The organism is Escherichia sp. MOD1-EC7003 (assembly GCF_002965065.1).
GTDB lineage: Bacteria > Pseudomonadota > Gammaproteobacteria > Enterobacterales > Enterobacteriaceae > Escherichia.
The window spans coordinates 1-2,125 of sequence record NZ_PTRE01000006.1; the positions used below are offsets into that span (position 1 = coordinate 1).

The following is a 2,125-nucleotide window of genomic DNA, read 5'->3' on the forward strand; positions in this document are numbered from 1 at the left end:
TGTCAGCGCCAATGATATAAGACAGTAATTCACCATTTGGATTGTCCGCTCCACCCAACATGTTGTTTCCTTAAGGTTCCTACACCACAAAGGGAACACTCATGCTGAGCAGAGAGGATTTTTACATGATAAAGCAAATGCGCCAGCAAGGTGCGTATATTGTTGATATTGCCACTCAGGTTGGTTGCTCTGAGCGGACCGTCAGACGGTACCTGAAATACCCGGAACCTCCGGCCAGAAAAACACGCCACAAAATGGCCAAACTCAAGCCGTTCATGGACTATATAGATATGCGTCTGGCTGAGAACGTCTGGAACGGCGAGGTCATCCTGGCGGAAATCAAAGCGATGGGTTATACCGGTGGCCGTTCCATGTTGCGCTACTACATCCAGCCCAAACGTAAGATGCGGCCATCGAAGAAAACGGTTCGCTTCGAAACTCAGCCCGGTTACCAGCTACAGCATGACTGGGGAGAAGTTGAGGCTGAGGTTGCCGGGCAACGATGCAGGGTTAACTTCGCGGTTAATACGCTGGGGTTCTCACGTCGCTTCCATGTCTTCGCGGCACCAAAGCAGGATGCTGAACATACCTATGAGTCACTGGTCCGCGCCTTTCGCTACTTCGGCGGTAGCGTGAAAACCGTGCTGGTCGATAACCAGAAAGCCGCAGTTCTGAAAAATAACAATGGGAAGGTGGTGTTCAACTCCGGGTTCCTGCTGCTGGCCGATCACTATGGCTTCCTGCCACGGGCCTGCCGTCCACGAAGGGCCAGAACCAAAGGTAAGGTTGAACGGATGGTGAAATACCTCAAGGAAAACTTCTTCGTCCGGTACCGCCGGTTCGACAGCTTCGCCCATGTTAACCAGCTACTGGAGCAGTGGATGGCTGACGTTGCTGACAGGCGAGAACTTCGCCAGTTCAGGCAGACACCGGAACAGCGCTTCACGCAGGAACAGGAGCATCTGCATCCGCTGCCGGGTATGGACTTCGATACCAGCTATTTCGATATCCGTCATGTCTCCTGGGATGGCTATATCGAGGTTGGCGGGAACCGTTACAGCGTACCGGAAAGCCTGTGTGGCCAGCCGGTATCAATACGGATCTCGCTGGATGATGAACTACGGATCTACAGTAATGAGCAACAGGTAGCATCGCACCGTCTCTGTTCGGCTGCATCCAGCTGGCAAACCGTGCCGGAGCATCACGCCCCACTCTGGCAGCAGGTCAGTCAGGTGGAACACAGACCGTTGAGTACGTATGAGGAGCTGTTGTGATGCATGAACTGGAGACACTGCTGAGTCGTCTTAAAATGGAACATCTGGGCTACCACGTTGAAAGCCTGCTGGAGCAGGCGGCCAAAAAAGAACTGAACTACCGCGAGTTCCTGTGCATGGCGTTGCAGCAGGAATGGAACGGGAGGCATCAGCGCGGTATGGAGTCCCGGCTGAAACAGGCCCGCTTCCCGTGGGTCAAAACGCTGGAGCAGTTCGACTTCGGCTTCCAGCCAGGTATCGATCGTAAGGTCGTCCGTGAGCTGGCCGGGCTGGCGTTCGTGGAGCGTAGCGAGAACGTGATCCTGCTGGGTCCGCCCGGTGTGGGTAAAACGCACCTGGCAGTCGCTCTCGGGGTAAAAGCGGCGGACGCTGGTCATCGGGTACTGTTCATGCCACTGGATAAGCTGATCGCCACACTCATGAAGGCAAAACAGGAAAACCGGCTGGAAAAACAGCTACAGCAGCTTGGTTATGCCCGGGTACTGATACTGGATGAGATAGGCTATCTGCCGATGACCCGCGAGGAAGCCAGTCTGTTCTTCCGGTTGCTGAACCGTCGATATGAAAAAGCGAGCATCGTGCTGACATCAAATAAAGGGTTCGCCGACTGGGGAGAGATGTTCGGCGATAACGTGCTGGCAACGGCAATCCTGGATCGACTGCTCCACCACTCAACCACACTGAACATCAAAGGAGAAAGCTACCGGTTAAAGGAAAAACGCAAAGCGGGAGTGCTGGCAAAAAACGCCACGCCAATCAGTGATGATGAAATGGCGGAAAGCGGACAACATTAATGACCAATAGCGGACATTAAAAATGGCGAAAAACGGCCAATAATCTTGGCGTTGACA

Annotated in this window: 2 protein-coding genes; both read left to right on the forward strand. The window is 53.7% G+C overall.

Going from position 1 to position 2,125, the window contains the following annotated elements:
* Positions 1-101 precede the first annotated feature (101 nt).
* Positions 102-1,274, forward strand: coding sequence for an IS21-like element ISEc62 family transposase (gene istA / locus A7090_RS00415; protein WP_105272598.1), 1,173 nt, complete (start codon positions 102-104; stop codon positions 1,272-1,274).
* A complete protein-coding gene (gene istB, locus A7090_RS00420) occupies positions 1,274-2,068 on the forward strand; it encodes an IS21-like element helper ATPase IstB (protein ID WP_000544809.1) in 795 nt (264 codons plus the stop codon). Before istA ends, istB begins: the two co-directional genes overlap by 1 nt.
* Positions 2,069-2,125 lie beyond the last annotated feature (57 nt).

Excerpts from the sequence above, each read along its gene's own strand:
- istB (WP_000544809.1), top strand. The coding sequence starts at position 1,274 with ATGCATGAACTGGAGACACTGCTGAGTCGTCTTAAAATGGAACATCTG.
- istA (WP_105272598.1), top strand. The coding sequence starts at position 102 with ATGCTGAGCAGAGAGGATTTTTACATGATAAAGCAAATGCGCCAGCAA.